Source organism: Psychromicrobium ferritrahens, from assembly GCF_043789415.1.
Taxonomy (GTDB): domain Bacteria; phylum Actinomycetota; class Actinomycetes; order Actinomycetales; family Micrococcaceae; genus Renibacterium.
In genome coordinates, this window is sequence record NZ_JBDLLW010000001.1 from 1,341,196 (window position 1) to 1,367,332 (window position 26,137).

24 protein-coding genes are annotated in these 26,137 nt (G+C 59.3%); 8 read left to right on the top strand and 16 right to left on the bottom strand.

All coding sequences use genetic code 11. The features are described from left to right. The first annotated feature begins 46 nt into the window (after positions 1 to 46). A complete protein-coding gene (locus ABDK06_RS06235; RefSeq protein ID WP_394940025.1) occupies positions 47 to 2,380 on the top strand; it encodes a DEAD/DEAH box helicase in 2,334 nt (777 codons plus the stop codon). Between the two features lie 242 nt (positions 2,381 to 2,622). On the opposite strand, the gene ABDK06_RS06240 is transcribed toward ABDK06_RS06235, so the two are convergent. From ABDK06_RS06240 to ssd, 7 genes are all read right to left on the bottom strand, one after another. Then, positions 2,623 to 2,994 (bottom strand): Rv3654c family TadE-like protein, encoded by a 372-nt coding sequence (locus ABDK06_RS06240; protein WP_394940027.1) that lies wholly within the window; start codon positions 2,992 to 2,994, stop codon positions 2,623 to 2,625. Positions 2,995 to 3,201: 207 nt separating this feature from the next. Next, positions 3,202 to 3,573: a TadE family type IV pilus minor pilin gene (locus tag ABDK06_RS06245; RefSeq protein WP_394940029.1), complete on the bottom strand. Its 372-nt coding sequence runs from the start codon at positions 3,571 to 3,573 to the stop codon at positions 3,202 to 3,204. Next, positions 3,554 to 3,826 carry a DUF4244 domain-containing protein gene (locus tag ABDK06_RS06250; protein WP_394940031.1) on the bottom strand — a complete coding sequence of 91 codons (273 nt, stop codon included), beginning with the start codon at positions 3,824 to 3,826 and terminating at the stop codon, positions 3,554 to 3,556. The genes ABDK06_RS06245 and ABDK06_RS06250 overlap by 20 nt, the downstream gene beginning before the upstream one ends. A 23-nt stretch (positions 3,827 to 3,849) precedes the next feature. After that, positions 3,850 to 4,407, bottom strand: coding sequence for a type II secretion system F family protein (locus tag ABDK06_RS06255; RefSeq protein WP_394940033.1), 558 nt, complete (start codon positions 4,405 to 4,407; stop codon positions 3,850 to 3,852). After that, the gene (locus ABDK06_RS06260) at positions 4,407 to 5,090 is read right to left on the bottom strand and encodes a type II secretion system F family protein (protein ID WP_394940035.1); all 684 of its coding nucleotides are present in this window, start codon (positions 5,088 to 5,090) and stop codon (positions 4,407 to 4,409) included. Before ABDK06_RS06260 ends, ABDK06_RS06255 begins: the two co-directional genes overlap by 1 nt. Then, positions 5,087 to 6,256, bottom strand: coding sequence for a TadA family conjugal transfer-associated ATPase (locus ABDK06_RS06265; RefSeq protein ID WP_394940037.1), 1,170 nt, complete (start codon positions 6,254 to 6,256; stop codon positions 5,087 to 5,089). The genes ABDK06_RS06260 and ABDK06_RS06265 overlap by 4 nt, the downstream gene beginning before the upstream one ends. After that, on the bottom strand, positions 6,253 to 7,329 hold the full coding sequence (ssd, locus tag ABDK06_RS06270; protein ID WP_394940040.1) for a septum site-determining protein Ssd: 1,077 nt from the start codon (positions 7,327 to 7,329) through the stop codon (positions 6,253 to 6,255). Before ssd ends, ABDK06_RS06265 begins: the two co-directional genes overlap by 4 nt. Before the next feature lie 195 nt (positions 7,330 to 7,524). Between ssd and ABDK06_RS06275 the strand changes: the two genes are divergently transcribed. Continuing rightward, entirely contained in the window at positions 7,525 to 9,204 is a 1,680-nt protein-coding gene (locus ABDK06_RS06275; RefSeq protein WP_394940042.1) for a bifunctional 3'-5' exonuclease/DNA polymerase, read from the top strand. A gap of 4 nt (positions 9,205 to 9,208) precedes the next feature. Here the strand turns inward: ABDK06_RS06275 and ABDK06_RS06280 are convergent, their stop codons facing one another. The 3 genes from ABDK06_RS06280 to ABDK06_RS06290 are packed head-to-tail and all read right to left on the bottom strand — an operon-like array spanning position 9,209 to position 12,174. After that, complete coding sequence (locus ABDK06_RS06280) at positions 9,209 to 9,874, bottom strand: NUDIX hydrolase (RefSeq protein ID WP_394940044.1); 666 nt, start codon at positions 9,872 to 9,874, stop codon at positions 9,209 to 9,211. Continuing rightward, a complete protein-coding gene (gene nth / locus ABDK06_RS06285; RefSeq protein WP_394940808.1) occupies positions 9,871 to 10,689 on the bottom strand; it encodes an endonuclease III in 819 nt (272 codons plus the stop codon). The genes ABDK06_RS06280 and nth overlap by 4 nt, the downstream gene beginning before the upstream one ends. A 36-nt stretch (positions 10,690 to 10,725) precedes the next feature. Continuing rightward, entirely contained in the window at positions 10,726 to 12,174 is a 1,449-nt protein-coding gene (locus ABDK06_RS06290) for a hypothetical protein (RefSeq protein ID WP_394940046.1), read from the bottom strand. Positions 12,175 to 12,430: 256 nt separating this feature from the next. Here ABDK06_RS06290 and acs point away from each other — a divergent pair, with 256 nt between their 5' ends. The 3 genes from acs to aroQ all read left to right on the top strand — a co-directional run bounded on the left by acs (position 12,431) and on the right by aroQ (position 16,066). After that, the gene (gene acs, locus ABDK06_RS06295; RefSeq protein ID WP_394940048.1) at positions 12,431 to 14,389 is read left to right on the top strand and encodes an acetate--CoA ligase; all 1,959 of its coding nucleotides are present in this window, start codon (positions 12,431 to 12,433) and stop codon (positions 14,387 to 14,389) included. Between the two features lie 356 nt (positions 14,390 to 14,745). Next, positions 14,746 to 15,528 carry a DeoR/GlpR family DNA-binding transcription regulator gene (locus ABDK06_RS06300; protein WP_394940050.1) on the top strand — a complete coding sequence of 261 codons (783 nt, stop codon included), beginning with the start codon at positions 14,746 to 14,748 and terminating at the stop codon, positions 15,526 to 15,528. A 91-nt stretch (positions 15,529 to 15,619) separates the two neighbouring features. Next, the gene (aroQ, locus tag ABDK06_RS06305; protein ID WP_394940052.1) at positions 15,620 to 16,066 is read left to right on the top strand and encodes a type II 3-dehydroquinate dehydratase; all 447 of its coding nucleotides are present in this window, start codon (positions 15,620 to 15,622) and stop codon (positions 16,064 to 16,066) included. Between the two features lie 3 nt (positions 16,067 to 16,069). Here aroQ and ABDK06_RS06310 read toward each other — a convergent pair whose 3' ends face one another. Further along, a complete protein-coding gene (locus tag ABDK06_RS06310) occupies positions 16,070 to 17,251 on the bottom strand; it encodes a MarP family serine protease (protein WP_394940054.1) in 1,182 nt (393 codons plus the stop codon). Positions 17,252 to 17,491: 240 nt separating this feature from the next. Here ABDK06_RS06310 and ABDK06_RS06315 point away from each other — a divergent pair, with 240 nt between their 5' ends. Beyond that, a complete protein-coding gene (locus ABDK06_RS06315; protein WP_394940809.1) occupies positions 17,492 to 18,169 on the top strand; it encodes a Crp/Fnr family transcriptional regulator in 678 nt (225 codons plus the stop codon). A 142-nt stretch (positions 18,170 to 18,311) separates the two neighbouring features. On the opposite strand, the gene ABDK06_RS06320 is transcribed toward ABDK06_RS06315, so the two are convergent. From ABDK06_RS06320 to ABDK06_RS06330, 3 genes are read right to left on the bottom strand one after another with little or no spacing between them, the layout of a single operon-like run. Then, positions 18,312 to 19,229, bottom strand: a complete 918-nt coding sequence (locus ABDK06_RS06320) for an NUDIX hydrolase (protein WP_394940056.1) — start codon at positions 19,227 to 19,229, stop codon at positions 18,312 to 18,314. After that, on the bottom strand, positions 19,216 to 19,743 hold the full coding sequence (locus ABDK06_RS06325) for a RidA family protein (protein WP_394940058.1): 528 nt from the start codon (positions 19,741 to 19,743) through the stop codon (positions 19,216 to 19,218). Before ABDK06_RS06325 ends, ABDK06_RS06320 begins: the two co-directional genes overlap by 14 nt. Before the next feature lie 2 nt (positions 19,744 to 19,745). After that, complete coding sequence (locus tag ABDK06_RS06330; protein WP_009359196.1) at positions 19,746 to 19,901, bottom strand: DUF4177 domain-containing protein; 156 nt, start codon at positions 19,899 to 19,901, stop codon at positions 19,746 to 19,748. A 36-nt stretch (positions 19,902 to 19,937) separates the two neighbouring features. Between ABDK06_RS06330 and ABDK06_RS06335 the strand changes: the two genes are divergently transcribed. After that, the gene (locus ABDK06_RS06335) at positions 19,938 to 22,376 is read left to right on the top strand and encodes a transglycosylase domain-containing protein (protein WP_394940061.1); all 2,439 of its coding nucleotides are present in this window, start codon (positions 19,938 to 19,940) and stop codon (positions 22,374 to 22,376) included. Continuing rightward, complete coding sequence (locus ABDK06_RS06340; protein ID WP_394940063.1) at positions 22,373 to 23,308, top strand: metallophosphoesterase; 936 nt, start codon at positions 22,373 to 22,375, stop codon at positions 23,306 to 23,308. Before ABDK06_RS06335 ends, ABDK06_RS06340 begins: the two co-directional genes overlap by 4 nt. 676 nt (positions 23,309 to 23,984) lie before the next feature. Here ABDK06_RS06340 and ABDK06_RS06345 read toward each other — a convergent pair. Continuing rightward, positions 23,985 to 24,467: a hypothetical protein gene (locus ABDK06_RS06345; RefSeq protein WP_394940065.1), complete on the bottom strand. Its 483-nt coding sequence runs from the start codon at positions 24,465 to 24,467 to the stop codon at positions 23,985 to 23,987. Further along, complete coding sequence (locus tag ABDK06_RS06350) at positions 24,464 to 25,678, bottom strand: hypothetical protein (RefSeq protein WP_394940067.1); 1,215 nt, start codon at positions 25,676 to 25,678, stop codon at positions 24,464 to 24,466. Before ABDK06_RS06350 ends, ABDK06_RS06345 begins: the two co-directional genes overlap by 4 nt. Between the last annotated feature and the right edge of the window lie 459 nt (positions 25,679 to 26,137).

Genomic DNA, 26,137 nt, shown 5'->3' on the forward strand with positions numbered 1-26,137 from the left:
GGGCAAGGGCTGCGCCGGTGTCTGCGGCTAATGACAGAATGACACGGTGAACTCCGATAGGTCGTTGCTCTCCGTCCTGGGCCGTGGTCCGGAACCGGAACAGCTCCGCCATGTCCGGGAGGTACCCAGCAGGGAGGCGATCTTTGCTGCCTGGCCCGAGTGGGTGCACCCGGAGATCGTCCAGGCCTACGCTGGGCTTGGAATTCAGCAACCCTGGCGGCATCAGATGGAGGCCGCCGAGCTGGCGCACCGTGGCCAGCACGTCATCGTTGCTACCGGAACCGCCTCCGGTAAATCCCTGGCCTACCAGCTGCCCGCGATCAATGCGATTCATCAGGCCCAGCTGATTCAGGCCTGCAACCCCGGGAAGATTCTGCAGGACGCCGAGGATGCGGTGGCGCTCTATGTCTCCCCGACCAAGGCGCTAGCCGCCGATCAGTTGACCGCGCTGCGAGCCCTGGGGCTCAGCACGCTACGAGCTGAGACTTATGACGGTGACACCGAGGTCTCGGAGCGGCGCTGGATCAGGGACCACGCAAATTTCGTGCTCTGCAACCCGGATATACTGCATTTCGGAATCCTGCCGAACCACGAGTGGTGGAGCCGGTTCTTCCGGCGCCTGAAGTACGTCATCATCGATGAGGCACACGGCTATCGAGGCGTCTTCGGTTCTCATATCGCCGCGCTTTTACGACGGCTGCGGCGAATCTGCGCGCATCACGGGGCCGATCCGGTTTTCATTGCGGCTTCCGCGACGGCAGCGGAGCCGGACCGCTCTTTCAGTAGATTGCTCGGCGCCCCGGTCACCGCCGTTTCGGAGGATGGTTCCCCACACGGCGCAACGACCATAGCGCTCTGGGAACCCGTGCTGAGCGAGCTGACGGGAGAAAACAATGCTCCGGAGCGCCGCACCAGCATCGCCGAAACCTCTGATCTGCTGGCGAACCTGGTCTCGGCACGGGTGCGAACCATCGCCTTCATTCGATCCCGGCGCGGTGCTGAGGCAATTTCCGGGAACACCAAAAGACTGCTGGAAGAAGTGGATGCCAGTCTGCCCCAGCGGATAGCCGCTTACCGCAGCGGCTACCTCCCTGAGGAACGCCGGGAACTAGAGCGGGCGCTCAGATCGGGCGAACTGCTCGGCGTTGCCAGCACTTCCGCCCTGGAGCTCGGCATCGACATCTCCGGTCTGGACGCCGTCCTGGTCGCCGGTTGGCCGGGCACCAAAGCTTCGCTCTTCCAGCAGTTCGGCCGGGCGGGCCGGGCAGGGCAGCAGGCCCTCGCGGTCTTTGTGGCAAGCGATGATCCACTGGACACCTACCTGGTCAATCACCCGGAGGCTGTTTTCGACGTTCCGGTGGAAGCCAGCGTCTTCGATCCGGACAATCCGGTGGTCCTCGGGCCGCATCTTTGCGCAGCCGCAGCGGAGCTGCCACTCGGTCGAGCCGACCTCACTCTCTTCGGCACCGGCACCGAAAAGCTCCTGGATTCGCTGGTCTCCGAAGGATACTTACGACGTCGGCCGGCGGGCTGGTTCTGGACCCATGCGCAGAGCCCAGCGGCGATGATCAATCTGCGGGCCGGAGGCGGTGGCCCACTCAATATCATCGAGGCTGATACCGGAACGGTGCTCGGCACCATGGGGGCCGCTCAATCCCATCATCAGGCACACGCCGGTGCGGTCTACACGCATCAAGGCTTGAGCTATCTGGTGGAGGAGCTCAATGAAGAGGAACACTATGTGGCGGTTCGCAGAGCCTGGCCGGACTACTACACGACAGCCCGCGAAGTCACCCAGATCGAGGTGCTGAGCGAGCAGCGCGATAAGCATTGGGGCCCGGTGAGCCTGCATTTCGGCGAGGTACAGGTACGAACCCAGGTGGTCTCCTTCCAACGCAAGGCCCTGGTCTCCAATGAAGTGCTCGGTGAGGAGCCGCTGAACCTGGCCGCCCAAGACCTCTTCACCAAAGCTTTCTGGTTTACCGTCGATGCTTCCTTCCTGACCTCTCAGGGCCTGACCCAAGCCAGATTTCCAGGCAGCCTGCACGCCGCCGAGCACGCGGCGATCGGGCTACTGCCCCTGGTCGCTTCCAGCGACCGCTGGGACGTAGGCGGAGTCTCGACCGCCCAGCACGCTGATACCGGCGCGCCGACCGTCTTCGTCTACGACGGCCATCCCGGCGGAGCCGGGTTCGCCGAACGCGGTTACCAGATGGCGAAGACCTGGTTACAGGCAACCCACGACGCCATTATGGCCTGCGAGTGCGAATTCGGCTGCCCTTCCTGCGTTCAATCACCCAAATGCGGCAATAAGAACAATCCCCTGGATAAGGCAGGGGCAATCGAGTTATTGAAGCTGGTGCTCCGGGAATCCAGTTAGTTGAACTGCTCGATCGCCCTTCGACTTCACTGGGTTTAGTTCGACTTCCTTGGGTTAGTTCGGCTTCCTTGGGTTAATTCGACTTCACTGGGTTAAGCAGTTGATGATCCACGACCACCGTTCACAGGACCCTGTTGCTGTCAGAGAATCTCGAAAGGGGCACGCGGCGTAAGCGCTCGGTCTGAGCTGGAGCACTCGGTCTGAGCTGGAAGGGGAAGCCTCTGAAGCGTCTGCCTGAGCACTCATCGTTTCCCCGGTGGACCCGCCCGAGCCTGACCAACTGCTTGATCAAAGAAACCCCTCAGAATCGGCGGAAACGAAACCGCGGTATGAACCTCAACGGTGTCGAACATCGGGCCCAGTACCTGACAGCCGTTTAGCTGAGCCCCTTGTCTCAGCACCACGCTTTCAGCCACCTCACAAGGATCGCCCTCGTTGAGACCTCGTGCGGCATCCGCAGCAGCGAGCGCAGCCAGATCAGCCGCGGTAGCTGCTTGCTGAGCCGCCGAGGCCGCCTGGACCAGCAATAGCGCGGCGCATAATGCGATGACCGCCACTGCCGCCAAGCCGACGACCAAGACGCTGCCGGAACCACGTTCCAACGGTCTTGCCACAGAGATCTCTTCAAACGGGTTGCTGCCTGGGGGCTTCGTCGTGAACCTCACACGCATCCTCTTGAAACCTTCCTCAGTTGATTCTGGCGAGCCCTGACCGGCTTCATCGAGCCTTGCCGCTGGGACCGATTGCTCCCCCAAGCCGATTGCTTCACTCGCCAAAAACTGGCGGTCAAGACTGCACCGATGAGAGCTGCAAACTGGATGCTACTGATTCGGCACAGCTGAGGTGGCCAATTCGGCTCGAGCACTTGCCTGAGCACTCAGTCGCCAATCGATGAGTCCGGAGAACGGGCCTTGCACCGGAGAGGAAACAGTGACGGTGGTAAAACCTCCACTCTCAGAAATCGCGACCATCGTTCGTTCACCGGCAATCGTTCTGACCGCAGTGGAGACCGCGGCGGAATCCTCGCCTCGGGCCGCCTGTCTGGCGCCAGCTCGGGCTGCGTCGTCAAGACGAAGCTGCAAGAGCCCGAGTTGCGCACCGAAGACAATCATCGCGAAAAGCAAGGTCACTGCTGGCATCAGCACGGCGAGTTCCGCCGTGATGGATCCTCGTTCAGCCGAGGCTGAGCGCATGGCGAATAACCGTGAGGAGGAAACCTCGCACCTCATCACTTCTCAAAATGACCACCAGAAGGCCGGCAAAACCGACGGCGGCCAGGGTCGCAATAGCGTATTCAGCCGTCGCCATTCCCCCTTCGCTGTGCCGTAATCCCACCTCAGGATGCCAGCCGTTCAGCCTTGGCACCGTCGATGCTCCCGGGAAAATTTCCCGGACGTTGTCTGAGAGTCTCGTTGCAGCAGAGCGTCCTGATTTTTGAATCGTCATCGGATTCGATCCTTTCGGAGAAGTTAGTCGAGATGAGGGAACAGAGCCAAGACCACGGGTAGCACCCCCAGGCAGATAAAAGCTGGAAGAGCGCATAAGCCCATCGGCAGGACGAGCTTCACCCCGAGTGCAGCGGCACGTTCTTGCAATTCGCGGTGCAGCTCTCTGCGTTTTCTGGAAGCTTCAGCTCTCAGTAACGATGAGGACGGAGCCCCGGTCAAGGCCACAAGTCTGAGTGAGGCTTCTAACTGGCGAAGCCGATTTTGCACCGGCCCCGCTCTGATCAGCTGCGATCCGATCTGCCACGCAGCGGTCCACCCACCCCCCGTCCGCAGAGCCCCGGTTACCGCGGACAAGCCTCGTGACGCTGGCCCTTCGCTGAACGCGGCCAGATGCGCTAAGCCCGCGTCTAAAGAACTTCCGGCATCCAGCATGCTGGCCAACAGCTCCAGGGTCAGCGGGATCTCTGGTAGGTCTCTTGCCTCAAGGGGCTTGGGAGTGAGCCTCCGATGCTCTGCGCCTAAGGGGTTTCTGGGCCAAAAGAGCATCATGATGGCGCACCAGCAGATCACTACGATCATCAATTGAGGCTCCTTCCCGCCGCAGCCTGAATGAGGGCAGCGGTCCAGAGCCTGGAAAGCAGAATCAACGATAAGCCGCCGAACAGGGCAGCCAAACCCCAGGGGGTGGTGAGCAGTACGGAGAGCGGGTCGAGCCCGATCAAAAATCCACCGCCTAGCCCCAGGAGCGGGAGCCAGCCAAGGAGTCTGGCCGTGGTTCGAGGGCCCGCCATCGAAATACCTCTCTGTGCTTCGAGGTCCATTCGCTGCTCGATATGGGCTGCCAGGGTCTCAAGGGTGAGAGCCAGTGGGGCTCCGGTATGCTCTGCGATTTCGAAACAGATCAGCATCTCACTCGTCGCCTTCCGAGCTTGCCGGCTGAGTCTCGACGAACGGCTCAGTGCGTTCAACTCCGTTGTCGGGGATAAACCAAGAGCGCTCAGCGCAGCTGCTTTGGCTAGGAACTCTCTGAGCCCTGCTGAGTTCGTCACCAACTGAGCGTCGTGCCACAGCTGGGCGATGGACCTGCCACCTCGCAGCAAGGCAGAAAGTTGACGAATGAGCAGTACGACATCGTTGGCGGTCACTTCGCGACCCGGCCTGGGCCGGACCTTCAATGATGGCGAATGCATCATGAGCCCACGGCGTGCCGGGCCTGCGAAAAGCAGTAAACTCGCCGCAGCGGTGAGTAAGAACACCTTCATGACTGACTCAGCCGCCTCTGCAACTGGGCCCAGGCTTTTCCCGGACGAACCCCTTCGGCCCCGCATTCGGCAGCCAATTGGACCTCTAAGCGACCCGATGCCCTTTCAAGTATTCCGAGCTGAGTCAGCCTCCGCCCCGTCCCAGTGTTCTCCAGATGGAGTACCGCATCAATGGCGCTAGCCGCCTGGATGTCCACGGCCTGCGGAGTCATTTCGGCAAGCGCACCTAGGGCTTGCAATCTGGCCGGTACGTCTGCCGCACTATTGGCATGAATCGTGCCACCACCGCTATGGCCGGTGTTGAGTGCGGTGAGCAGCTCCCGCACCTCGGCACCGCGGCATTCGCCCACGATCAACCTGTTCGGGTTCATCCGCAATGCCTGGTAAATCAATTGCTGAAGGGGCACCGCTCCGCGACCTTCCACGTTCGAGCCTCGACCTTGCAAACTCAGAATGTGAGGATGCTGAGGCGCCAATTCGGTAGTGTCCTCGACGATCACGATTCTCTGCTCGGGTGGGCATAGTGCAAGCAGAGCATTCAGCAAGCTGGTTTTTCCCGAACCGGTTGCACCGCTGATCAATATATTCAGACCGCTGAAAATCATGGCCTCGATGAGCCCGGCGCTTTGCTCGCTCAGCGTGCCGCAAGCTATTAACTCATCGAGGCTGAAAGCCTTAGCACGGCGCACCCTGATTGAGAGCAAAGTCCCCGTGGTGGAGATAGGGGGCAGCACGGCGTGCACCCGCAAGCCGCCACTGAGCTGAACATCCGCATAGGGGCTGACCTCATCGAGGCGCTTCCCGGCGGCACCCACCAACCTTTTCGCCAGGCCGCGCACTTGCGCTTCCCCCGAGAACTCAACCTCGGCTCTCAGCAGTTGATGACCTCGCCGTACCCACACCTCGGCGGGGGAGTTGACGAAAATATCGCTGGTATCAGCTTCCTGCAAGAGGAACTGCAAGGGTCCTAGACCGGCCAATTCTGCCCTGATCCGGTCAACCGCTCGTAGCGCACCGGTGGTACCCAGAATTCGGCCGGAGGCTCTGACGGCGGAAGCAATCTGCGCGGCGGAAGCCGATTGACCTTCTTGGACGAGTTTCCGGCGAACTTCCTCGAGGAGTTCTTCATCGATCGCCGGAGCGTGCTGCGCCAGCCGATGCCTCATGGACTGGCTCCTTCCAACACCGAGAGCATTGAGCCACGCAGTTTTCGCAGCGAGCGGTGCCCAGCGAGATCAGTGAGTTCCCCTTGTTCCGCATACCCACCAAGACCCCTGATCCGGGCAAGACTCCCCAGCAATGGCAGTCCGAGGGATTCTGCGATGAGCTGGGCGTCCAAACCTTCTGGAGCAGGGAGTCGAACCACCGCAAAGCAGTGTTCTGCGGCCACGCCATGAAGCAGTCGCCGCGTAGCCAGTACGGCCTGCAAAGTGGCGGGCAGAAGGATCAGCAGCAGATCAGCCTGCGCGCAAAGGCTGCGCCGGAGCTCATCGAGCCGACCGACGTCGAGAAGCACCAGGTCAAATGCGCTTCGTGCCGCTTCTAGCACCGGCATACTTGTTCTTTGCAATACTCTTGCCGGGCTCTCCTTGATCGACCACTCCGTTCCGCCGAAGCCCAAGACCCGGCAACCCGCCAATTCCGGCAGAGCAGCCGCTAGCTGGCGGGGGTTGAAGCTCCCAGAGCTCTGCGCCAGATCTTGCCAGCTGAGGCCAGGTGCTGGGTAGGGAGAAAGTGCTCGTTCCAGGCCGAAGCCCCAAGGATCGCCATCGAGTAATAGACAGGAACGCCCATCGTTGCTCAATCCGGCAGCCAGAAGGGCGGCAAGAGTGCTCGCACCGGCTCCGCCGCAGCCTCCTAGTATCGCGATCACGCGGGCGCCTCGGCCGCGCTGTTGCACGCTATTGAGGAACTCCGCGAGCCAGAGCTTGGCCTTCGGTAAGGGCACCACCCGGTCGATACCGTATTCAGCGGCTGCTGACCACAATTCAGCTTCTTCGTGTTCTGAGCCGATTAGTAACACCGGTGCGGCAGCACGCCGCCAATCCGATGCGGAAAGCTCTTCCATGCCGATCAGAATCACGGCCGGGGCCGGTGAGGAGATCTCCGAGGTGAGTTGCGCTCCGGCCGCCGCAACAGCTAACTCCACCTGAGCGCGCACCTCCTCCGAAGAGCACCTCAGATAGACGGGGGAACTCATCGGGACTGCGGCACGCTGAGTGCTGGAACTCGATCTCATGGCACCAGCTTTGCCTCCGACGAACCGCCAAGATAGTGGCCAAGCGCGGCTTGTGCGGATAACGCTTTCCAGCTGCCCTTGTGGAGGAGATAACCCGAAGAACTGAATCGCGGAATGCAGCCTTCAGGACAGCAGCTGTCCTGAAAAAAGCGACCGGTGAACTCACTGTCTCCTCGGAACCGGCACAATTGAAAGATGTACATGCTGCTGGACCGGCTCGGGGCGAGGGAGGCCGAGCTCTGGCCTCTGGACGCTCAGGGCCTGCCGCAGTCCTCCCCTCGGCGCCTGCCGATCGCCGAACTGCCCGGCGTCGTCCGAGAAATCGAAGCACGCACCCAGCCTCGCTGGGTCTGGGAACGAGCGCAAGCTTGGTACCCAGCACTGCTGGATACCGGAACCACCGTGGAACGCTGCCATGATCTGTCACTGTGCCGACCGATTCTGGCGGCCTCCGAATTCACCCTGGGCACCGATTACCCTCGTGAGATCGGCGTCGTGGAGGACTACTTCGATGCCCCCTCCAGAGGGGATCTCAACCCGGCCCAGGAGGGCCTGTTCGATGAACTGGAACGACCCAGTCAACGCCCGCGAGCCTCAGCTCAGGAGCTGATCGAAGAACTCCAGTTACAACTGCGCACTGTTCGGCAGTCTCAGGCCCCTGCTCGACTGCAACTGCTTTTAGCCGCCGAATCAGCGGGCGCCCTGGTGGCCACCGAGATGCAATACGCCGGTGTGCCCTGGCGGGCGGATCTCCACGAAAAACTGCTTGAAGAAACACTCGGTCCCAGGCCGCAAGGAGGGCTTCTGAGCCCTCAGTTACCAGCCAAAATGCAAGCCCTTTTGGAGCAATTGCGCCAGGAACTGGGCAACAACAGTTTCAATCCTGATTCGCCGCAGGAATTGATGCGGGCGCTGCATCGTGCCGGAATAGAGGTCAAGACCACTCGGAGCTGGGAGTTGCAGAAATCCGAGCATCCCGCCATCCCGCCGCTGCTGGCCTATAAGAAGCTCGCCCGGTTATTCAGCGCGAATGGCTGGGCCTGGCTGGATCAATGGGTCAGCGGTGGTCGATTCCGGCCGGAGTACGTAGTGGGCGGGGTGGTCTCGGGCCGCTGGGCTTCCCGAGGCGGCGGTGCACTGCAGATTCCGAAGCAAGTACGCAGCGCAGTACACGCCGATACGGGCTATAAGCTCATCGTTGCTGATGCGGCGCAATTGGAACCCAGAGTGCTCACGGCGCTGGCCCAGGACCGCAAAATGGCCGAGGCTGCCCGGGATCACGACCTCTACGCCGGCATCGCCGCCCAGGGTTTCGGCGGTGATCGGGCGAAGGCGAAAATCGCCCTGCTGGGCGCCATCTATGGCTCCACAACGGGCGAATCAGGCAGGCTGATGCCCCAATTGGCTCGGACCTACCCCCAAGCCGTCGGCCTGGTCGAGGCGGCGGCCAGAGCAGGGGAACGTGGAGAGATCGTTACCACCAGGCTGGGCCGCAGCTGCCCGGCACCGTCCGAGCGCTGGCGCGCGGCGCAACGCACCAGCACGGAGCAGGAACAGCGCTGGGCGGACCAATTGGCTCGCTCGCGGGGCCGCTTCACCAGGAATTTCGTGGTTCAGGGCTCCGCGGCAGAATGGGCTTCTTGCTGGCTCGCTGAACTGCGTCGCAGGCTGCGCCAACGGCCTGAGCTCGGCGCCGAACTGGTGTTCTTCCTGCACGATGAAGTGATGGTGCACTGCCCAGAATCCTCTGTTCCTCAGGTCAGCCCGCTGATTGAAGAGGCAGCGGCTGCCGCTAAGGAATTGCTGTTCGGCCGTGCCCCGATCAATTTCCCAGTCAGCGTGACCGTGGTGGATCACTACGATCAGGCGAAGTAGCGGCTCAGAGCGGCGCCGGCAGTTCTCGGCTGCGATCCCAGGAGCGGGACCAGCCCAGCTCGTCGAAGAGCTTGTTCAGAATGCCACCGGTGAAGCCCCAGACCACGGCCTCCTGCACCAGGAAAGCCGGGCTGCGGAAAGTGTTGCTCCCCCTGGTGACCGTGGACATCCAGCGCAACTCGGGGTTCAGCAGATCTTTGAGTGGGGCCCGGAAAACCCGGGCCGATTCGGCTAGATCAACAGCGAAGACGGGTGACGGCGACTCCCACCAGGCGAGGATCGGCGTCACCATGAAGTTACTCACCGGCAGGCCGGTCTTCGGGAGTTCCCCCAGAATCTGCACTCCGGCGGGATCGAGACCGGTCTCCTCCACCGCTTCACGCAAGGCAGCGGCTTGATAGCTGGCGTCCAAAGCCTCGACCCCACCGCCGGGAAAGCCGATCTGGCCCGGATGGTCCTCTAAGGTCGCGGCCCGTTCAACCAGGAGCACATCGCAGTCCTCGGGCGCGGCGTCCTTGCCATGCGCATTGCTGCCGAAAAGCACCAGCACAGCGGCCTGCCGGACCGTCAGCGGGTCTATTGAGAGATCTCGGATTTCATCCCGCATCGCGGCGACCCGACCGGCAGCGGATCGAGCAGCGAGTTCTTGCAGATCAGAAAAAGCGGTCATGAGGGGATAACGCTTTTCCGTTGAAAATCCTGCCTGAGCTGCGCCGCCGCCGAAGTATTGGCGAGCATGGCGGCTAGAAGCTCCTCATTTCCCGGAGCCAGTTCGTATTTGAGTAAGTTCCTGGCTTTCTGAGGATCGGTCTCCCCCATGCCGTAGGAGGGGCACAAAGCGGCCACCGCGCAGGCACCGCAGGCAGGTTTGCGGGAGTGGCAGACCCGACGTCCGTGGAACACCACCCGATGCGAGAGCATGGTCCATTCGGAGGGCTCGATCAAAGCCGCGACGTCCTGCTCCACCTGAACCGGGTCCTCGGACTCGGTCCAACCGAACCTCCGGGAAAGGCGGCCGAAATGGGTGTCAACGGTGATTCCCGGGACCCCGAAGGCATTGCCGAGTACGACATTCGCGGTCTTCCGGCCAACCCCCGGCAGCGTCACCAGAGCCGCCAGCTCACCCGGCACCTCGCCGTCGTACTCATCAACCAAGCGCGTAGCCAGACCGATCAGGGATTTCGCCTTGGCTCGGAAGAATCCGGTGGGTCGAATGACCTCCTCCAGTTCCAGTGGCTCGGCCTGCGCCAGGCTCAGGGGGTCCGGATATCGAGCGAAGAGCTGCGGGGTGGTCTGGTTGACCCTGACATCGGTGGTCTGCGCGGAGAGCACCGTAGCCACCAAGAGCTCGAAGGGATTTCGAAAATCCAGTTCTGCGTGCGCATAGGGGTATTGCTCAGCCAGGGTCCGGTTGATCCGCCGAGCCCGCCGCTTGGTCGCCAACGCCGACTCAGCACGGCGCCTCGGCTCAGCGGCTGAAGCGATGCGCGGGGCCTGCGCCGACGATCCGCTGCTGGCCAATCAGCCCTCCTGCGGGGCGCGTTCGATATTGCGCAGATCTCGGAGTACACCGATCTTCCCCTCCGGGCTCTGCACCAAATAGTCGTAGCCTCGGTCCTGTAAGGCCAGGAACCAACTGCCCGGTTCGATGTTGTAGAGGAACCCTCCGGTGTGCTCGTCGACCACGGCCTTTGGCTTGTCCACAGCGAACCAGAAGGCTTCTTGGACGATTTCCCCCGCGGTGTTCTGATGCGGTCGATCAGCTGGATCCACGGTGGCGGCGAAGCTCTCCGGCGCCTTCGGCTCGGGCTCTGCAGCGAAGAAGCCGGACTGTTCCTGCGCTTCCTCCTGCGCAGCGGCCGATCCCGCTGCTGGAGCAAGGGGGTCATCTTCGGCAGCGGCCTCCGGCCGGGCGATGAAGGAGGTCTGCTGCACGAGTTCCGGCCCCGCCTCCTCGCCCTGCTGCGCTTCCCCGGTTAGCGGCGCACTGACGACGTCGGCAGCGGACTCAGCTTCCGCTGCGGCGAATTGCGGGTGGGCCAGCGGATTGAGATTGGTCTCCGGCGCAGCGGACTGCTCTTCAAGTACGGGCTCAGCCGAAGTCACGGGACTTTCCGCTGCTGGCTCAGCCAGCGGAGCTTCCTGCTGAGCCGGCAGCTCGGAAGCAGACTCAGCCACATCAGCGGCTACTGGGGCAGCAGTAGTTATCGGTGCGGCAACTGCCGGAGCAGCTGACCACTCAGCGGCAACTGAAGCTGCACTTGAAATCTCTGCGCTCGGCTCGGCTGGAGCATCTGAAGCCGGTTGCGCAGCTTGCGCGGGGATCGGATCGGCGAAAGTCGTGGCCGCGATGTCCACCGGAGCATCAGCGGAGGCAGTGACGGGCTGCTCTGCTGGGGCGTCCTGCGGAGCAACCGCCAGCAGAGGAATCCACTTGGCCAGCACGGTGGCGGCAAGGAATCCGAGGGATCCGATCAGCGCCACCAGAGGACCGATGACCAGCCCCTCTCCAACGCCGGTCACGGTGAGCAAAAAGAAATACGCGGCGGCGAAGGAAGCCACCACGGAGCTGAACTGCTCAAAGCTCAGGGTGCCGATGCGCACCGTGCCAATGACCTTGAATCGGTGCAGCAGCAAGAGCACCACGACAAGCAGCGGAAGCAGGATGCCGATGCCCAGGAAGAAGAGTGCGGAGGCATTCCAGAAGTTCCCTATGCCCCTGGAGGAAAGCGGCAGCAGTGTGCCGACAAAGATCACCAGAGCCGAGCCCAAGATCACCAGATCGCGTGCTGTGAAGGGCCCCAGTACCGCACCCCCGGGCTGCGAAGCCTTAGTCGCGGAACCCTGCTGCGGCCGATTGAATCCGACGGGCTGATTGCCGCCCACCGTGCTGGACGGGTGGGACGTGCTGGACTGGGCCGCCCAAGGCGACACCTGGCTAACCGCCTTGGTCTCTTGCGTCTCGCTCATTTTGTTCTCCTTGTCGGCCAGTATTCAGGCCGTTTTCGACAGAAACCTCTCTTACAGACTAACGGCCAGGCGTTTAAACCACAGTCCCAACAGCTGATTGACCTGAGAAATGACAATTTGCTTCATCCAAGAGCCGGACAGAAAACAACCTCGTTCCGGGCGAAAACTTAACATGCTGTGAGCTGGGACACCATCTAGACGCCACTCGCGCTAGGGTATAAATCAATCCAGCTATTTCGACGCTACGAGGTCAAGAATGTCCGAAGTTCCCGCGCACGACGCATTAGAAAATCTGCTTCATGAGAACCGCAAATTCCCGCCGAGCGAGGACTTCGCCGCACAGGCGATCGCTCAGCCCAGCCTCTATCAGGAGGCCTCGGCAGACCGGCTCGCCTTCTGGGCCAAGCAGTCCCGTGAGCTGCTGAGCTGGAGCAAGGATTTTCACACCACGCTCGATTGGAGCGAAGCACCCTTTGCCAAGTGGTTCGTCGGCGGCGAGATCAACGCCGCTTATAACGCCCTGGACCGCCACGTCGAAGCGGGCCGCGGCGACCGGGTGGCCATCTACTGGGAAGGCGAACCAGGGGATTCCCGTGAAATCAGCTACGCCGAGCTGACCGAATCGGTGAAGAAGGCGGCCAACGCTTTCGAAGCACTCGGCGTCGCCAAGGGTGATCGGGTGGCCATCTATCTGCCGATGATCCCAGAAGCCGTGATCTCCATGCTGGCCTGCGCGCGAATCGGCGCGATCCACTCGGTGGTCTTCGGTGGTTTCTCGGCCGACGCGCTGCGCAACCGGATCGACGACGCCGAAGCGAAGCTAGTGGTAACGGCGGACGGCACCTACCGCCGCGGCGCACCCAGTGCCCTGAAACCCGCTGTCGACGAAGCGCTCTCCGCTCCAGGACACACCGTGCAGAACGTCGTCGTCGTCAAGCGCAATGGCGAGCCGGTGAACTGGGCCGAAGGACGGGACCTGTGGTGGTCGGAAACAGTTGAACTCGCGAACGCCGAGCACCAGGCCGTTCCACACGACGCCGAGCACCCGCTGTTTATCCTCTATACCTCGGGCACCACGGGCAAGCCGAAGGGCATTCTGCACACCACCGGTGGCTACCTCACCCAGACGGCTTACAGCCACAAGAACGTCTTCGACCTGCGCCCGGACACCGATGTTTACTGGTGCGCAGCCGATATCGGCTGGGTCACCGGGCACAGCTACATCGCCTACTCGCCGCTGGTCAACGGTGCCTCCATGGTGATGTACGAAGGCACTCCGGACACTCCGCACCGCGGCCGCTGGTGGGAGATCGTGCAGAAATACAAGGTCTCCATTCTGTACGCCGCTCCCACCGCAATCCGCACCTTCATGAAGTGGGGCCGGGAGATCCCGGACCAGTTCGACCTCTCCTCGCTGAAAGTACTCGGCTCGGTCGGCGAGCCGATCAACCCCGAGGCCTGGATGTGGTACCGGGACGTCATCGGCGGTGGCAAGACCCCGATCGTGGACACCTGGTGGCAGACCGAAACCGGCGGCATGATGATCTCCCCGCTGCCCGGGGTGACCGCGACTAAACCCGGCTCGGCACAAGTGCCGCTGCCCGGCATCGAGGTCGACGTCGTCGATGACCTGGGCGTACCGGTGGAAAACGGCCAGGGCGGCTATCTCGTCGTGAAGTCCCCGTGGCCCTCCATGCTGCGTGGTATCTGGGGAGATCCTGAGCGCTATCAGGACACTTACTGGTCCCGTTTTGAAGGCATGTACTTCGCCGGCGACGGTGCGAAGAAAGATGAGGACGGCGATATCTGGCTCTTGGGCCGGGTGGACGATGTGATGAACGTTTCCGGTCATCGGCTCTCCACCACGGAAATCGAATCGGCTCTGGTGAGCCACGAATCCGTCGCCGAGGCCGCCGTCGTTGGCGCAGCGGACGAAACCACCGGCCAGGCCGTGGTCGCCTTCGTGATCCTGCGCGGCTCAGCGGTAGACGACGCCGATATCGAACGGACCCTGCGCAACCACGTGGGCAAGGAGATCGGACCGATCGCCAAGCCGAAGCGAATCTTGGTGGTTCCCGAGCTGCCCAAGACCCGCTCGGGCAAGATCATGCGCCGGCTGCTCAAGGACATCGCCGAAGGTCGCGAGGCTGGGGACGCCACCACGCTCGCGGATGCCGGCATTATGCAAGTGATCTCCGATAGCCTCAAGAAGTAGCTCCTGACCGCAGCGGCATCCTCGAGCCACCCGCCGCGGCTCAACCGACTGATGCTCGGTTCGTTCTGCTCAGCAGCGCGAACCGGGCATCAGCTTTAAACCGCTCCGTCATCACGGGGCCTCGGCTGCCCGTTCGACAACACCCGCTCAACAATCTGCAAGAGAAGTGCCTTCCAATTACAATCGGAGTGCAGCCTGAGCCAGCATCTGGTGTTGCCGCCCCCGGTGATTCCGTCTCTCTTGCAGCGTCAGTTCGCCGTCGCACAACCCTCGGCAGGGGCTGAATGGCTCACGAATGACCGGAGGACTCTACATGTCAAGAGCAGCACTCACCCTACTGCCGGGGAACCCGTCTTATGCTGGCTGAGGCCCGGCGGGCGGCTATTGCTGAAATGGTGCAACGTGAGCGCGTACTGCGAGTCGCCGATCTCGCACAGGCCCTGGACGTCTCGCTGATGACAGTGCGCCGCGATATCGAAGCCCTGCATAAAGCGGGAGTGCTGGAGAAAATTCACGGCGGCGCAAAGACTCGCAGCGAGCGCAGCATGTACGAACCCGGTTTCGAACTCAAATCAACTCAAGCCGAGGCCGAGAAGGAAGCCATTGCGGAAATGGCGCTCACCATGGTTCAGGAGGGAATGGCCCTCGGACTCAGCGCCGGCACCACCACCTGGACCCTGGCCAAGCATCTCGCCCGCTTGAGCAGGCTGACCATCGTGACCAATTCGGTGCGAGTCGCCAGTGTTTTCTATGAAGCTCCCACTCAAAACACGGTGCTGCTGACTGGCGGCGAACGCACTCCTTCAGATGCTCTGGTAGGCCCGATAGCAACGCAGTCCTTGCAGCAGCTGCACCTCGATCTGCTGTTCTTGGGAGTTCACGGCTTCGACGCGGCGGCCGGCTTCACCACTCCGAACCTGTTGGAAGCCGAGATGGACCGAGCTCTGGTGGCGGCTTCACGTAGGGTCGTAGTGCTGGCGGATCACAGCAAATGGGGAATCATGGGGGTCTCCTCAATAGCCTCTTTCGAGGAGGTGGAAGAGGTGATTTCCGACGACGGCTTGGCGCCAGAGGCGATCGCGCTACTCCGGGAGCGAGTGACTTCGTTGAAGCTGGTCAGTGCTGCGGCCAAGGCTTGATGGCTTCTGCGCTCCGCCGCAGATTGCTGCGGATACTGCGGAGCGCAGTTCGAGCTAACTGATCAGCCGGGCTGTGAGGCATACTAAAGCCATGACTTCCACCGGTGTGATCCTGGTTCTCAACGGGCCGAATCTCAATCTTCTGGGCAGCAGAGAACCGGCCATTTACGGCACCTCGACCCTTGCCGACGTCGAAGCGCTCTGCGCACGTGCCGCCGCCGATGCTGGGTTCACGGTGCGCTGCGTGCAGTCCAACCATGAAGGCGTACTGCTCGACGAGATTCACGCGGCCCAAGGGACCGCTGACGGCATCGTGATCAATGCGGGTGCTTTCAGCCACACCTCCATCGCCTTGCACGACGCACTCGCTTCGGTCTCTTTGGCTACCGTGGAGGTGCATATCTCGAATGTGCACGCGCGGGAAGAATTCCGGCATCATTCGTATCTGTCAGCTGTTGCGGACACCGTGATCGTGGGCGCAGGCATCAACGGTTACCGGCTGGCTATTGAGCAGCTGGTCTCGGTTCTCCCTCACTGAAGCTCATTTCTGAACGCATTTTCCCGAGGAGACCTGCTGGTCCAGACCAGCAGCCTGCCGCACGACCGGTGCCACCTCGGCTAGGGTGAAGGCATAGCCGACCTGAACGTCCGAATCCGCTTTAGCGAAAATGACTCCGGCGACCTTGCCGTTCAGATCGAGCAAGGGCCCGCCTGAGTTACCTGGCTGCACATCCCCGGCGATCTGGTACACCTCTTCGAAGTGCTTATTCTGACCATAGATATCAGGCACCAGTACTTGCCCCTTGGTCTGCACCGCTGCGGGCTTCGACTGGAAGGGCCCGCCCAGGGGGTAGCCGTCAAAAGCAGCCTGAGCGCCAAGAGCCAGATCAGAGCCGAGGTTCAGTGGCTTGACTCCCAATCCGTCCACCTGAATAACAGCGAGGTCCTGCTCTGGATTGAAATAGACGATCTTTCCGGGCAGCGCACTGCCTGGTACTTCAACGACGGGCTGGCTCACCCCGGCCACCACATGGGCATTGGTCATCACGTGATTTTCTGAGATGACGAATCCTGAGCCGGTTTGATTCTGCCCGCATTGGAAAGCGGTTCCGGTGATCTTGAGCACCGAATTCGCCGCATCATTGAGCGCGGGGGTGTCTGTTCGGGCGTCGGGTGGTGCGACCGGCGTCACCGGTCCCAGCTGGTTGAAAAGCTGCGGAATGCCTTCGCTGACGACGGTGGAGCGAAGTTGGGCGATAGCCTGCTTGAGCGGCAGCGGAGTCAGTGCGTCAATGGTGCGAATCACGCCTGACTGGCTGATTGCGGAGGACAGAAAAGGAATCCCCAGGGCTGAAACGCTGAAGGCCACCGGGGAGATCAGCAAAGCCGCGATCACTAAGGCGGCCACTGCGCCGAGTGCCCGGTTAATCGCCCGAAGCGGCTTGAGCCTGACACCTCGGCTCAGCAGCCTGCCCACGGCGATGCCCAGACCATGCCCGATCACGATGAGCAAAAGCGCGGAGCCGATCACTACCGCCAGCCGCCAGCCTGAGTCGTTCGCCCAGCTGCTGACGAAGGGCATGGCGAAGAAGGCTGCAACAGCACCGAGCGCGAAACCGAGCACACCGCACAGGCTGATCAGCAAGCCCACTCGCCAACCATAGAAAAGCTGCCAGATCAGCAGCGCTATCAAGGCGATATCAAGCAACGTCAAACCGAACATCGATCTTCCTCCGGCCAGCACCAGCTGGTCCTCCGTAGAAACCACAGTGTATCCGGCGTTCTTGAGATACTCCTTTGCGCAGCGAGGACCGGATGCCCTCTTCAGGCTGCACGGATCAGGTCATAGATGAGCGATGTCGAGGTGAAAACTGGTCGCAGAATGCCAAATACGTCACATTCTCGATAAATATCTGAAACAATTGCCGCAGGAACAACAATGAAACGTTACTCAGGAGATTCCATGGACATCGAGGTACTTCGTCGGGCACCACTTTTCGCTACGCTCGACGACGAGGCATTCCGGTTGCTCACAGATGAGCTGACCGAAGTCGACCTCTCCCGCGGTGCTTCGGTTTTTCATGAGGGCGATCAGGGCGATCAGCTCTATTTCATTGTTTCCGGCAAGGTCAAGCTGGGCAGAACCGCTTCGGATGGCAGGGAATCGCTGCTGGCGATCCTCGGGCCAGGCGAGCTCTTCGGTGAGATGGCGCTCTTCGATCCCAGCCCGCGCACCGCCACCGCCACCGCCGTCTCCGAGACCAGGCTGGCCGGCTTGCGCAATGACAGCTTGCGAACCCTGCTGCAATCCCGCCCAGAGGTCTCCGCGCAGTTGCTACAAGCGCTGGCCCGCAGGCTCCGGCGCACCAACGACAACCTCTCAGATCTAGTCTTCTCCGACGTCCCAGGCCGTGTCGCGAAAGCGCTGATCGATCTTTCGGAACGCTTCGGCCGACCCGCTACCGACGGCATTCTGGTCGCCCACGAACTGACTCAGGAAGAACTGGCTCAATTGGTGGGAGCGTCTCGCGAGACGGTGAACAAGGCTCTTGCGGAATTCGTGCAGCGTGGCTGGCTGAGGCTGGAAGCCCGCGCCGTGGTGATCCTGGATATCAACCGGCTTCGCCAGCGCAGCCGCTAAAGCCGCGAATGAGCAGTGGAAAGTTAGCCACTGATACGGCTCATCGAAATATAACCCATTGAAACTGGGATTTGGCTGGGCTATACCGGCCATAGCCCAATGAAACCCCGATTCAGTGGGCTCTGGTTATGTGAGTTTCAGTTCAGCGTTCGCGGCAGACGCCGTCCGGCACAGCCGCTGAATCGACCTCCAGCCAGAACTCACCGTTTTCGACGACGAGCTTGGGCTGGTAGGAACTGGCCGGTCTGGCGTGATTCAAATATGCGATGCAGCCGCGGGACATCGCGATCTTGCTGAGGATCAGATCGCAGCCGGAGCTCACCAATTCTCCGAGGGTGCGCCCCACGGTGTTCTCGGCACCCACCTGGTCTCCCAGATTGCTGGTATCTCGCTCGGCGATCAGCTTGGCGGGGCAGACCCAGCTGGCCCAGAGCGCTTTGCTCTCCAGGGGCACCGGGGTCTGATTGACCGGCGCAGCGGCGGCGAAGTAACGGGTGTTGAAGCGACGGTGCGCAAAATCCGGGCTGATCCAGTTGATGATCGGCTTGAGCAGATCGGTGCGCAGCGCCAGGCCACGTTTGTTCAGCATGTCCTGGAAGCTGAAGTCCTGAGCAGCCAGGGCCTCCCGCTTTTTCATCAGCTCAGCTGTCGGAGCGATATCGATCAGCGAAGAGGCGTCGGTGCCCGCCAACAGAATGCCGGTTTCCTCGAAGGCCTCGCGGATCACCGCGACAATATGCTGACGCGCTAAAGAGCTGTCGGTCATTCCCATGGTCTTCGCCCAGGCTGCCGGACTGGGGCCGATCCAGTCGATCTCGACGTCGTCCGTGGTCTCCACGCTGCCGCCCGGGAAAGCCACCGTGCCGAGCGGAGAATATCCGCGCCGATAACTCAGATAGGTCTCAGGGCCAGAAACACTGTCCTTCAACAGCACCAAGGAGGAGGCGAAGCGGGCCTTCGTGGGGGTCCGTTCACCGTGCTCCACCCAGCTCTGCGCGGCTTCCAGCTCGTCTTGCCAGAGTTGGAAACGTCGCTTCAGCAGAGGCTTACTGGAACTCAACAATGAGCTCAACCTCCACCGGCGCGTCAAGCGGTAGCACCGAGACCCCGACCGCTGAGCGGGCGTGCACCCCGGCGTCGCCCAAGGCCTGCCCCAAAAGCTCGGAGGCCCCGTTGATCACGGCGGGCTGCGCGGTGAATGCAGGATCGGAGGAGACGAAACCGACGACTTTGACCACCCGGGTGATCCGGTCCAGATCCCCGATCACACTCTTCACCGCGGCCAGGGCGTTGACCGCGCAGAGCGCCGCGCACTCCTTGGCGTCCTCGGCGGAGACCTCGGCGCCAACCTTTCCGCTGGCTGTGAGTTTTCCGGCCACTGTGGGCAGCTGGCCCGAGGTAAAAACATGGTTTCCGCTAATCACCGCGGGGACATAAGCGGCGACCGGAGCCGGCACCGGAGGCAGCGTGCGCCCTAGCTCGTCCAGCCGGCGCTCGACCGCGGAGTGCGAGCTCGTGCCGACCTGCGCTGCCTCGCTTGCCTGTGCTGGCGCGCCATTCTGCGGTTCGCCCACGATTACTGCTTCTCCCGTTTAAGGTAGGCCACCAGACCGTTGCCATCGGGGCCGGGAACGACCTGAACCAGCTCCCAGCCGTCCTCGCCCCACTGGTCCAGGATCTGTTTGGTGGCATGAATAATGAGCGGTATAGTCGCGTACTCCCACTTGGTCATATCCCCAGATTAGCCTGCCCCCGGTAGACTGGGGAAATGGCTGTTCGAAAGAATCCGATCATTAATACTGCCACCACGTTGGGAAAGCTCATCGGCTTCCTCGCGGTGAGTGCACTGTGCGGCGTTCTGGTCGCCGGTTTGATGGTGCCTGCTGTTGCCGTCACCGGTTCCGCAGCGAGCACCTCGATCGACGCCTTCGACAATCTGCCGGATGAGTTGAAGACCGGGGATCCCGCGGTCGCGACCAAGATCCTGGCCTCGGATGGCTCCTTGATCGCTAACCTGTACACCCAGAACCGTCAGCCGGTGGCTTTCGATCAGATGTCTCCGCTGATCAAGCAGGCCGTGGTAGCCATTGAGGATGCGCGGTTTTACGAGCACGGCGGCGTCGATGCCACCGGCATTCTGCGCGCGCTGGCCGCGACCCTGCAAGGTGGACGCCAGGGTGCATCTACCATCACCCAGCAATATGTGAACAATAAGATCATTCAGGGCCTCGAGGCGCAGAACAAGGGCGATGAGGCCAAAATCGGCGATGCGAAGACTGTCGCTGACAAGCTGCGCGAGATGAAGCTCGCGATCGCGCTGGAAAAGCAGCAGTCCAAGGACCAGATCCTGGCTGGCTATCTGAACATCGTGAACTTCGCCAATGGCGCCTATGGAATTCAGGCGGCTTCGCAGCGCTACTTCAGCGTCGACGCGAACAAATTGACGCTGCCGCAGGCGGCACTGCTGGCCGGCGTGGTGAACAGCCCTTCGTTCTACGACCCGATCGCTCACCCGGATAACGCCAAAGATCGCCGCGACGATGTGCTGGATAAGATGCTGGCGCAGAAGATGATCAACAAAAAGGATCACGACGCCGCTGTGGCCACCCCGGTGAAGCTGACGCCGAAGATCCAGCCGCAGGGTTGTGCGACGGCGGTCACCGCGCCGTTCTTCTGTGATTACGTCGCGCAATTGATCCTGAACAATAAGGACTACGGCGCCACCATTGATGATCGCAAGCGCTTGCTTTTCCAAGGCGGTCTGACGATCAAGACGACTCTGGACCCGAAAGCTCAGCAATCCGCTCAGGAACAGCAGAACAACACGACGCTGCCCAAGGACAATCGCGGCTCGGCCATGGTTGCCGTGGTCCCCGGCACTGGCAAGATCGTCGCGATGGCGCAGAACAATAAGATGTCACCCGTGGACGCCCCTGGCCAGACATCGCTTAACTACAGCGTCGGTCAGTACGACAGCGAGGGTAACCCTCTCGGTGGCCTGGGTATGCAGGTTGGATCGACCATGAAGCCTTTTACTTTCGCTGCCTGGCTTGCTTCGGGTAAGTCGATGAATACTATTGTGGATGGCACCAAGCGTGTTTATGGCCCTGGAACCGTCTGGCGAAATTCCTGCGGAACCACAACCGGCATCTTCGACAGTACTCAGCCCAATAGTGCAGACCTAGAAAATGATCTTCCCAACTACTACAAACCGATGTCCGTTCTTGATGGTCTAGTGAATTCAATCAACACTATTACATTTGCCAGCGCTTCACAGTTAGATTTCTGCAAGATCAAGCAGCTCGCCGACCAAGCAGGGTTGCAAGATGTTGGCAATAGCAAGGACGCCGATCAAAAACTCGTCAAAAAAGCTCTGCCGATTAGTTTCAGCAAGGCCTCGGAACTCCTGGGTTCAGACAGCATAGACCCCGTGACCATGGCCAATGCTTTCGCTACTTTTGCGGCTAAGGGCGTCTACTGCACTCCGATTGCGATTGAAAGCATTACAGACCCTCAGGGGAAAGCTCTTAGCGTTCCCTCAGCTGGTTGCAAGCAATCCATGGACCCAGAGGTTGCTGCCGGAGTGCTTTACGGACTGAAAAACGTCATAACGGCGCAATACGGTTCCGGTTCACTGATTACGCCAAACCGCCCTCCGCGCAATATCGGCTTCGACATTGGAGCAAAGACCGGTACCACTAACGGCAACGTCGACACGTGGGTGGTGGGTACAAGCAGTGGCCTAGCCACAGCGTCCTGGTTCGGTAATCCCACCGGCAGCGGGGAAGATCCGAAATTCTACAATCAGGGCATCAACGGTATAACGATCAATAACCACCATTACCCTAAGTCAATTGATGGTTCAGATATCGCCGGTACAGCTTTCTCCAATTTCATGTACGATATCGCTCCGAATTATGCCCATGAGAACTTCCCCCAGCCGCCCAGCAGTATGCTAACAACCCCCTACGTGGCTCCCCCGAAGTCCAATGATCAAAAGAGCGGCAATGGAGCTAGCGGAAACGCCAGCCCTCCGGCGAGTAACGGCACTGGAGGTGGCAACCAGGGTAATGGTGCCGGAAACAATAACTCTGGCAATAACAGTGGCAATAACAGTTTCGGTCCTGGCACGGGTAATAACGGGAACTTCGGCCCCGGTGGCGGCGGCAATGGTGGTAACTTCGGGCCTGGAAACGGCAGACCTTGACAGTTGATTCACCCCGATCGGCCAATCCTTGGCTGATCGGGCTGGGTGCTGTGGGAGTGGCCGGACTCGGGTGTGTTGCCTATGGGGCCCTGGTGGAGCGGAATTGGTTCACCGTGCGCTACGAGTCGTTGGCGATTCTACCCAAAGGTTCCGAACCTTTCCGGGTTTTGCACCTCTCCGATATTCACCTGAACCTCGGGCAACGCCGTAAGACGGAATGGTTGCAGAGGCTTGCCGAGCTCAAGCCCGATCTGGTGGTCAATACCGGAGATAACCTGACTCATCCCGAGGCCATCGATCCGCTGCTGGATGCTCTGAAGCCATTGATGCAGTTTCCCGGCGTCTTTGTTCCGGGTTCGAATGATTACTACGCGCCGAGGTTCAAGAATCCAGCCTCTTATTTAGCTGGACCCTCGCAGTTGTCGAAGAAGCGCAATCCGCTGAAGCTGGATACCGAGCGGATGCACGCTGGTTTTGGTGCCAGGGGCTGGGTCAATCTGACCAACCGAAATCAGTCGATGGTGCTCAAAGGAATTCGCTTCGACTTCTCCGGGGTGGATGATCCGCATCTTAAACGTGAGCGTTATGCGGGCTGGCCCAAAGGGACGACCGATCAGGACAGCTCACCGCATCTCAAGGTCGCCGTCGCCCATGCACCATATCAACGGGTACTCGATCATTTCACTGAGGATGGCGCGGATCTCTTGTTAGCTGGCCATACCCACGGCGGGCAGCTCTGCATTCCCGGCTACGGAGCTTTGGTGAGTAATTGCGATCTGCCCACCTGGCGTGCCAAGGGCCTCAACGATTGGGAAAGCGGGGGACGCACGACGCCGGTCAATGTTTCCGGCGGTATCGGCACCTCCCGCTTCGCTCCGATCAGATTCGCCTGCAGGCCTGAGGCCGTGGTTTTGGAGCTTCACCCCAAGTAACCTCAGCTAGATCTATCCGATCTACATTCTCGGTTCTACAGAGTAGACAGCTGTCATAAAACCATACTTCGAAATTCGAAGTGAACCGTTAGGCTACACGCTTAGTGTTAAACCAGCCACTCCCAGCAGGCCCCGACCTCCAATTAATCATTCCGCCAATCTGAAGTGGCACCATCACCGTCCAAGCAGACTCAAAATAATAAAATCCTACGTCATAAGTCACATACTCATACACATTATTAGGTCGCGTTATTTTTACCTGCGCATAAAGTTCACCATTCCTTGTACCCGGCCGAAGCCACGAAGCAGCGCATGTCGGAGAGAATCTGATTTCAGCGCTGCTATAGTAGCCGATGGTATAAGCCCCCACACTACATCCGGAAGCCTGGGGATCCTGCTTCGTGCAACTCTCAAAATAACAGCTAGGAGCAGCATTTGCGGTCGGTGCTACAAAAAGCGAACCAGCCACAAAGAGAACCAGTCCAAATACTGCACAAAATAACCGACCAGCTTTTGAATTTGAATAACTCATAATTTAATAATCTCCATTCTTATATACTTCAAATAATCTTATAAATTGACAAAAAGGTTTCAGTTCATCAACACTTCATTCTCCATGATGCAGCAAGAATTGCCTGAGTTAAAGCGACGGAAAAATCGAAATTAGCACCTCTCATCAAGATGATGAACTTGATTCAGACAATAGACGAACCATTTTTGGAATGACCACTTCTTCATCTGCTTTCATTCCCTGAAGCCCCCCTGAAGGACACGAAACGGACTCCATATTCACCTCTCTGGAATGCTGCATCAGAATATAATTTATCTTAAGGCAGGATTTCGCTTTCCAAGACTCATACCAAAATCCTCCACCGCTCTCAGCATCCGCATCAATAAAGGCAAAAATAATGGCATTACCACGGTTGTCGACAGAAGAGTTATAGAAAATCTGACTATTTTTACCGTAGTTTTTTAACTGGTCAGCCGTCAATGGAACTGGAGCCAGCAGTTCGTCAGCAACCATGTCAAATATCATCGATGCCCTGTTCTGCAATTTATTCTTTGCTTGTTCTTGAATGGACGGTAAATTAGTACAGCCCGCAAGAAACACTGCAAATACGACCATCCCTGCCCAAACGGATATTTTCAATCTACTCATTTTCGCAATGCCTCGTTCATTACTTCTGCGTAGAGGGTGGTACCAAGCTGATTTGGGTGGAAAGATTGCGCAGAAAGACCTAATGGAATGGCGTGATTAAATACGTTGATCGCCGGGACTTCCCCCTCCGTCTGATCTGTGACGATACCATTAATACCGGCATTCTCATTTGCACATACAGAATGATTTTGAAACTTATCAATAGGGTCGCCAAGAACTATATCAATACCCTGGGCCCCTCCCGCCGTCTTCAACATTAGCAACATTGCTCTAATATTCATCGCGATCTGAGCCATTTGATCGATCTCCTTGCTGCTAATATTTGGAAAACACTGCAAATTACGCTCAATTAAAAACGGGTATCCCATAATTAGTATTTTCGCGCTTGGAGCTTTTTTCTTGATTTCTTGCATAATTTTTAAAAGATCGAAATAAAGATTATCTTTGATTTTTTTATTTGTCGCATCAAAAGCCGAAATAGCATCTCCCTCCAAAGGTTCTTCGAGGCATCTCGGCATAATAGTACCCACGCAAGCTTGCATGATCTGAGCAAACTTCAGATCATTGCCACCCATCGTCATCGTCACCAACGTGGTGCTCTCATCAATAAATCCACTGTCCAGTTGCGCAACTTCCCCGTATTGCCCAGTGCCAAAAGCTCCGTAGCTGCTTTGTGGCCGCTGAGAATCCGGAACTGTAAGGAACGGAAGAGCGTTCTTTGTTTCTGCCCCGGAACATGCAACAAAGCTATAGTCTATTGAAGGATCCCCTTGCGCAATTCGATTTTTAGTACTCAGTAGGCTTCCAGGAAGAACCGACTTTAACGACCATGAATTATTTGATCTGTGACAGGCATTTTGGAAACGGTTTGGTTTTCCATTAATCGGGTTGCCATTATTATCTGATTCACTGAAGTAATCTTTCGCACCTTCGCCAGATGAAAAAGAGTCGCCAATAGCAACAACAATGTCTCTCGGCTTTTGAGCAAGAGGCAGGAAACTCACGGCATCCCAAGCAACGTCATCCACTCCATCCCCATTGACAGCCGTGTTGCTAAGTGTAACTTTTGGCACACCGTCAATGGGGAAAACTCCGAGGGAGACCCATTTATTACTACCAACTCGTTGAGGAAGATATCTTGTTTTTACAATGCCGTTTCCAAGACTTACTTCATACCTTGCACGTTGTGTCCAAGCTGCGACTTCAGGCATATGAACATAGACTTTGACCCATTGCTTAAGACTTTTCTCCAAGGACCAGGTACCTACTATATCTAAGGCTCCCCCCAGAGAAGCATCCCCGGGGTGCCCCAAATTTTCGCGGGTATGCGAAAAATAGAACTGTCCGTTGAATCCTGATCCTAACTGATGAAGGTCTGTTTTCGATATTGGCTGCCCCAAACTATTAGTGCCGAGATTGAATGTGAAACTGCCGACGGTCTCTTGCTTTCCGCACCCACCTCGAACGGGAGCGGTTTGGTTGGGCAAGTTGTCAACAATCAGGGCACCGGAAGGCAATGTATCTCGGCTGCAATTCGGAAGATAGCTTGTTCCATCAGCTTGGTAATCCCATCCCGCGGGGAATCGAATAAATCCATCTCCGCATGAGAACTGGCAGTCTTTTTTCCATACGGTGGCAGTATGGAAATAGCATTTCAGGTCATACTGCCC

Excerpts from the sequence above, each read along its gene's own strand:
- ABDK06_RS06245 (WP_394940029.1), bottom strand. The coding sequence starts at position 3,573 with ATGCGCTCAGCCTCGGCTGAACGAGGATCCATCACGGCGGAACTCGCC.
- ABDK06_RS06250 (WP_394940031.1), bottom strand. The coding sequence starts at position 3,826 with ATGACGATTCAAAAATCAGGACGCTCTGCTGCAACGAGACTCTCAGAC.
- ABDK06_RS06255 (WP_394940033.1), bottom strand. The coding sequence starts at position 4,407 with ATGATCGTAGTGATCTGCTGGTGCGCCATCATGATGCTCTTTTGGCCC.
- ABDK06_RS06260 (WP_394940035.1), bottom strand. The coding sequence starts at position 5,090 with ATGAAGGTGTTCTTACTCACCGCTGCGGCGAGTTTACTGCTTTTCGCA.
- ABDK06_RS06265 (WP_394940037.1), bottom strand. The coding sequence starts at position 6,256 with ATGAGGCATCGGCTGGCGCAGCACGCTCCGGCGATCGATGAAGAACTC.
- ssd (WP_394940040.1), bottom strand. The coding sequence starts at position 7,329 with ATGAGATCGAGTTCCAGCACTCAGCGTGCCGCAGTCCCGATGAGTTCC.
- ABDK06_RS06275 (WP_394940042.1), top strand. The coding sequence starts at position 7,525 with ATGTACATGCTGCTGGACCGGCTCGGGGCGAGGGAGGCCGAGCTCTGG.
- ABDK06_RS06280 (WP_394940044.1), bottom strand. The coding sequence starts at position 9,874 with ATGACCGCTTTTTCTGATCTGCAAGAACTCGCTGCTCGATCCGCTGCC.
- ABDK06_RS06290 (WP_394940046.1), bottom strand. The coding sequence starts at position 12,174 with ATGAGCGAGACGCAAGAGACCAAGGCGGTTAGCCAGGTGTCGCCTTGG.
- acs (WP_394940048.1), top strand. The coding sequence starts at position 12,431 with ATGTCCGAAGTTCCCGCGCACGACGCATTAGAAAATCTGCTTCATGAG.
- ABDK06_RS06300 (WP_394940050.1), top strand. The coding sequence starts at position 14,746 with ATGCTGGCTGAGGCCCGGCGGGCGGCTATTGCTGAAATGGTGCAACGT.
- aroQ (WP_394940052.1), top strand. The coding sequence starts at position 15,620 with ATGACTTCCACCGGTGTGATCCTGGTTCTCAACGGGCCGAATCTCAAT.
- ABDK06_RS06310 (WP_394940054.1), bottom strand. The coding sequence starts at position 17,251 with ATGTTCGGTTTGACGTTGCTTGATATCGCCTTGATAGCGCTGCTGATC.
- ABDK06_RS06315 (WP_394940809.1), top strand. The coding sequence starts at position 17,492 with ATGGACATCGAGGTACTTCGTCGGGCACCACTTTTCGCTACGCTCGAC.
- ABDK06_RS06330 (WP_009359196.1), bottom strand. The coding sequence starts at position 19,901 with ATGACCAAGTGGGAGTACGCGACTATACCGCTCATTATTCATGCCACC.
- ABDK06_RS06335 (WP_394940061.1), top strand. The coding sequence starts at position 19,938 with ATGGCTGTTCGAAAGAATCCGATCATTAATACTGCCACCACGTTGGGA.
- ABDK06_RS06345 (WP_394940065.1), bottom strand. The coding sequence starts at position 24,467 with ATGAGTAGATTGAAAATATCCGTTTGGGCAGGGATGGTCGTATTTGCA.
- ABDK06_RS06350 (WP_394940067.1), bottom strand. The coding sequence starts at position 25,678 with ATGCCTGAAGTCGCAGCTTGGACACAACGTGCAAGGTATGAAGTAAGT.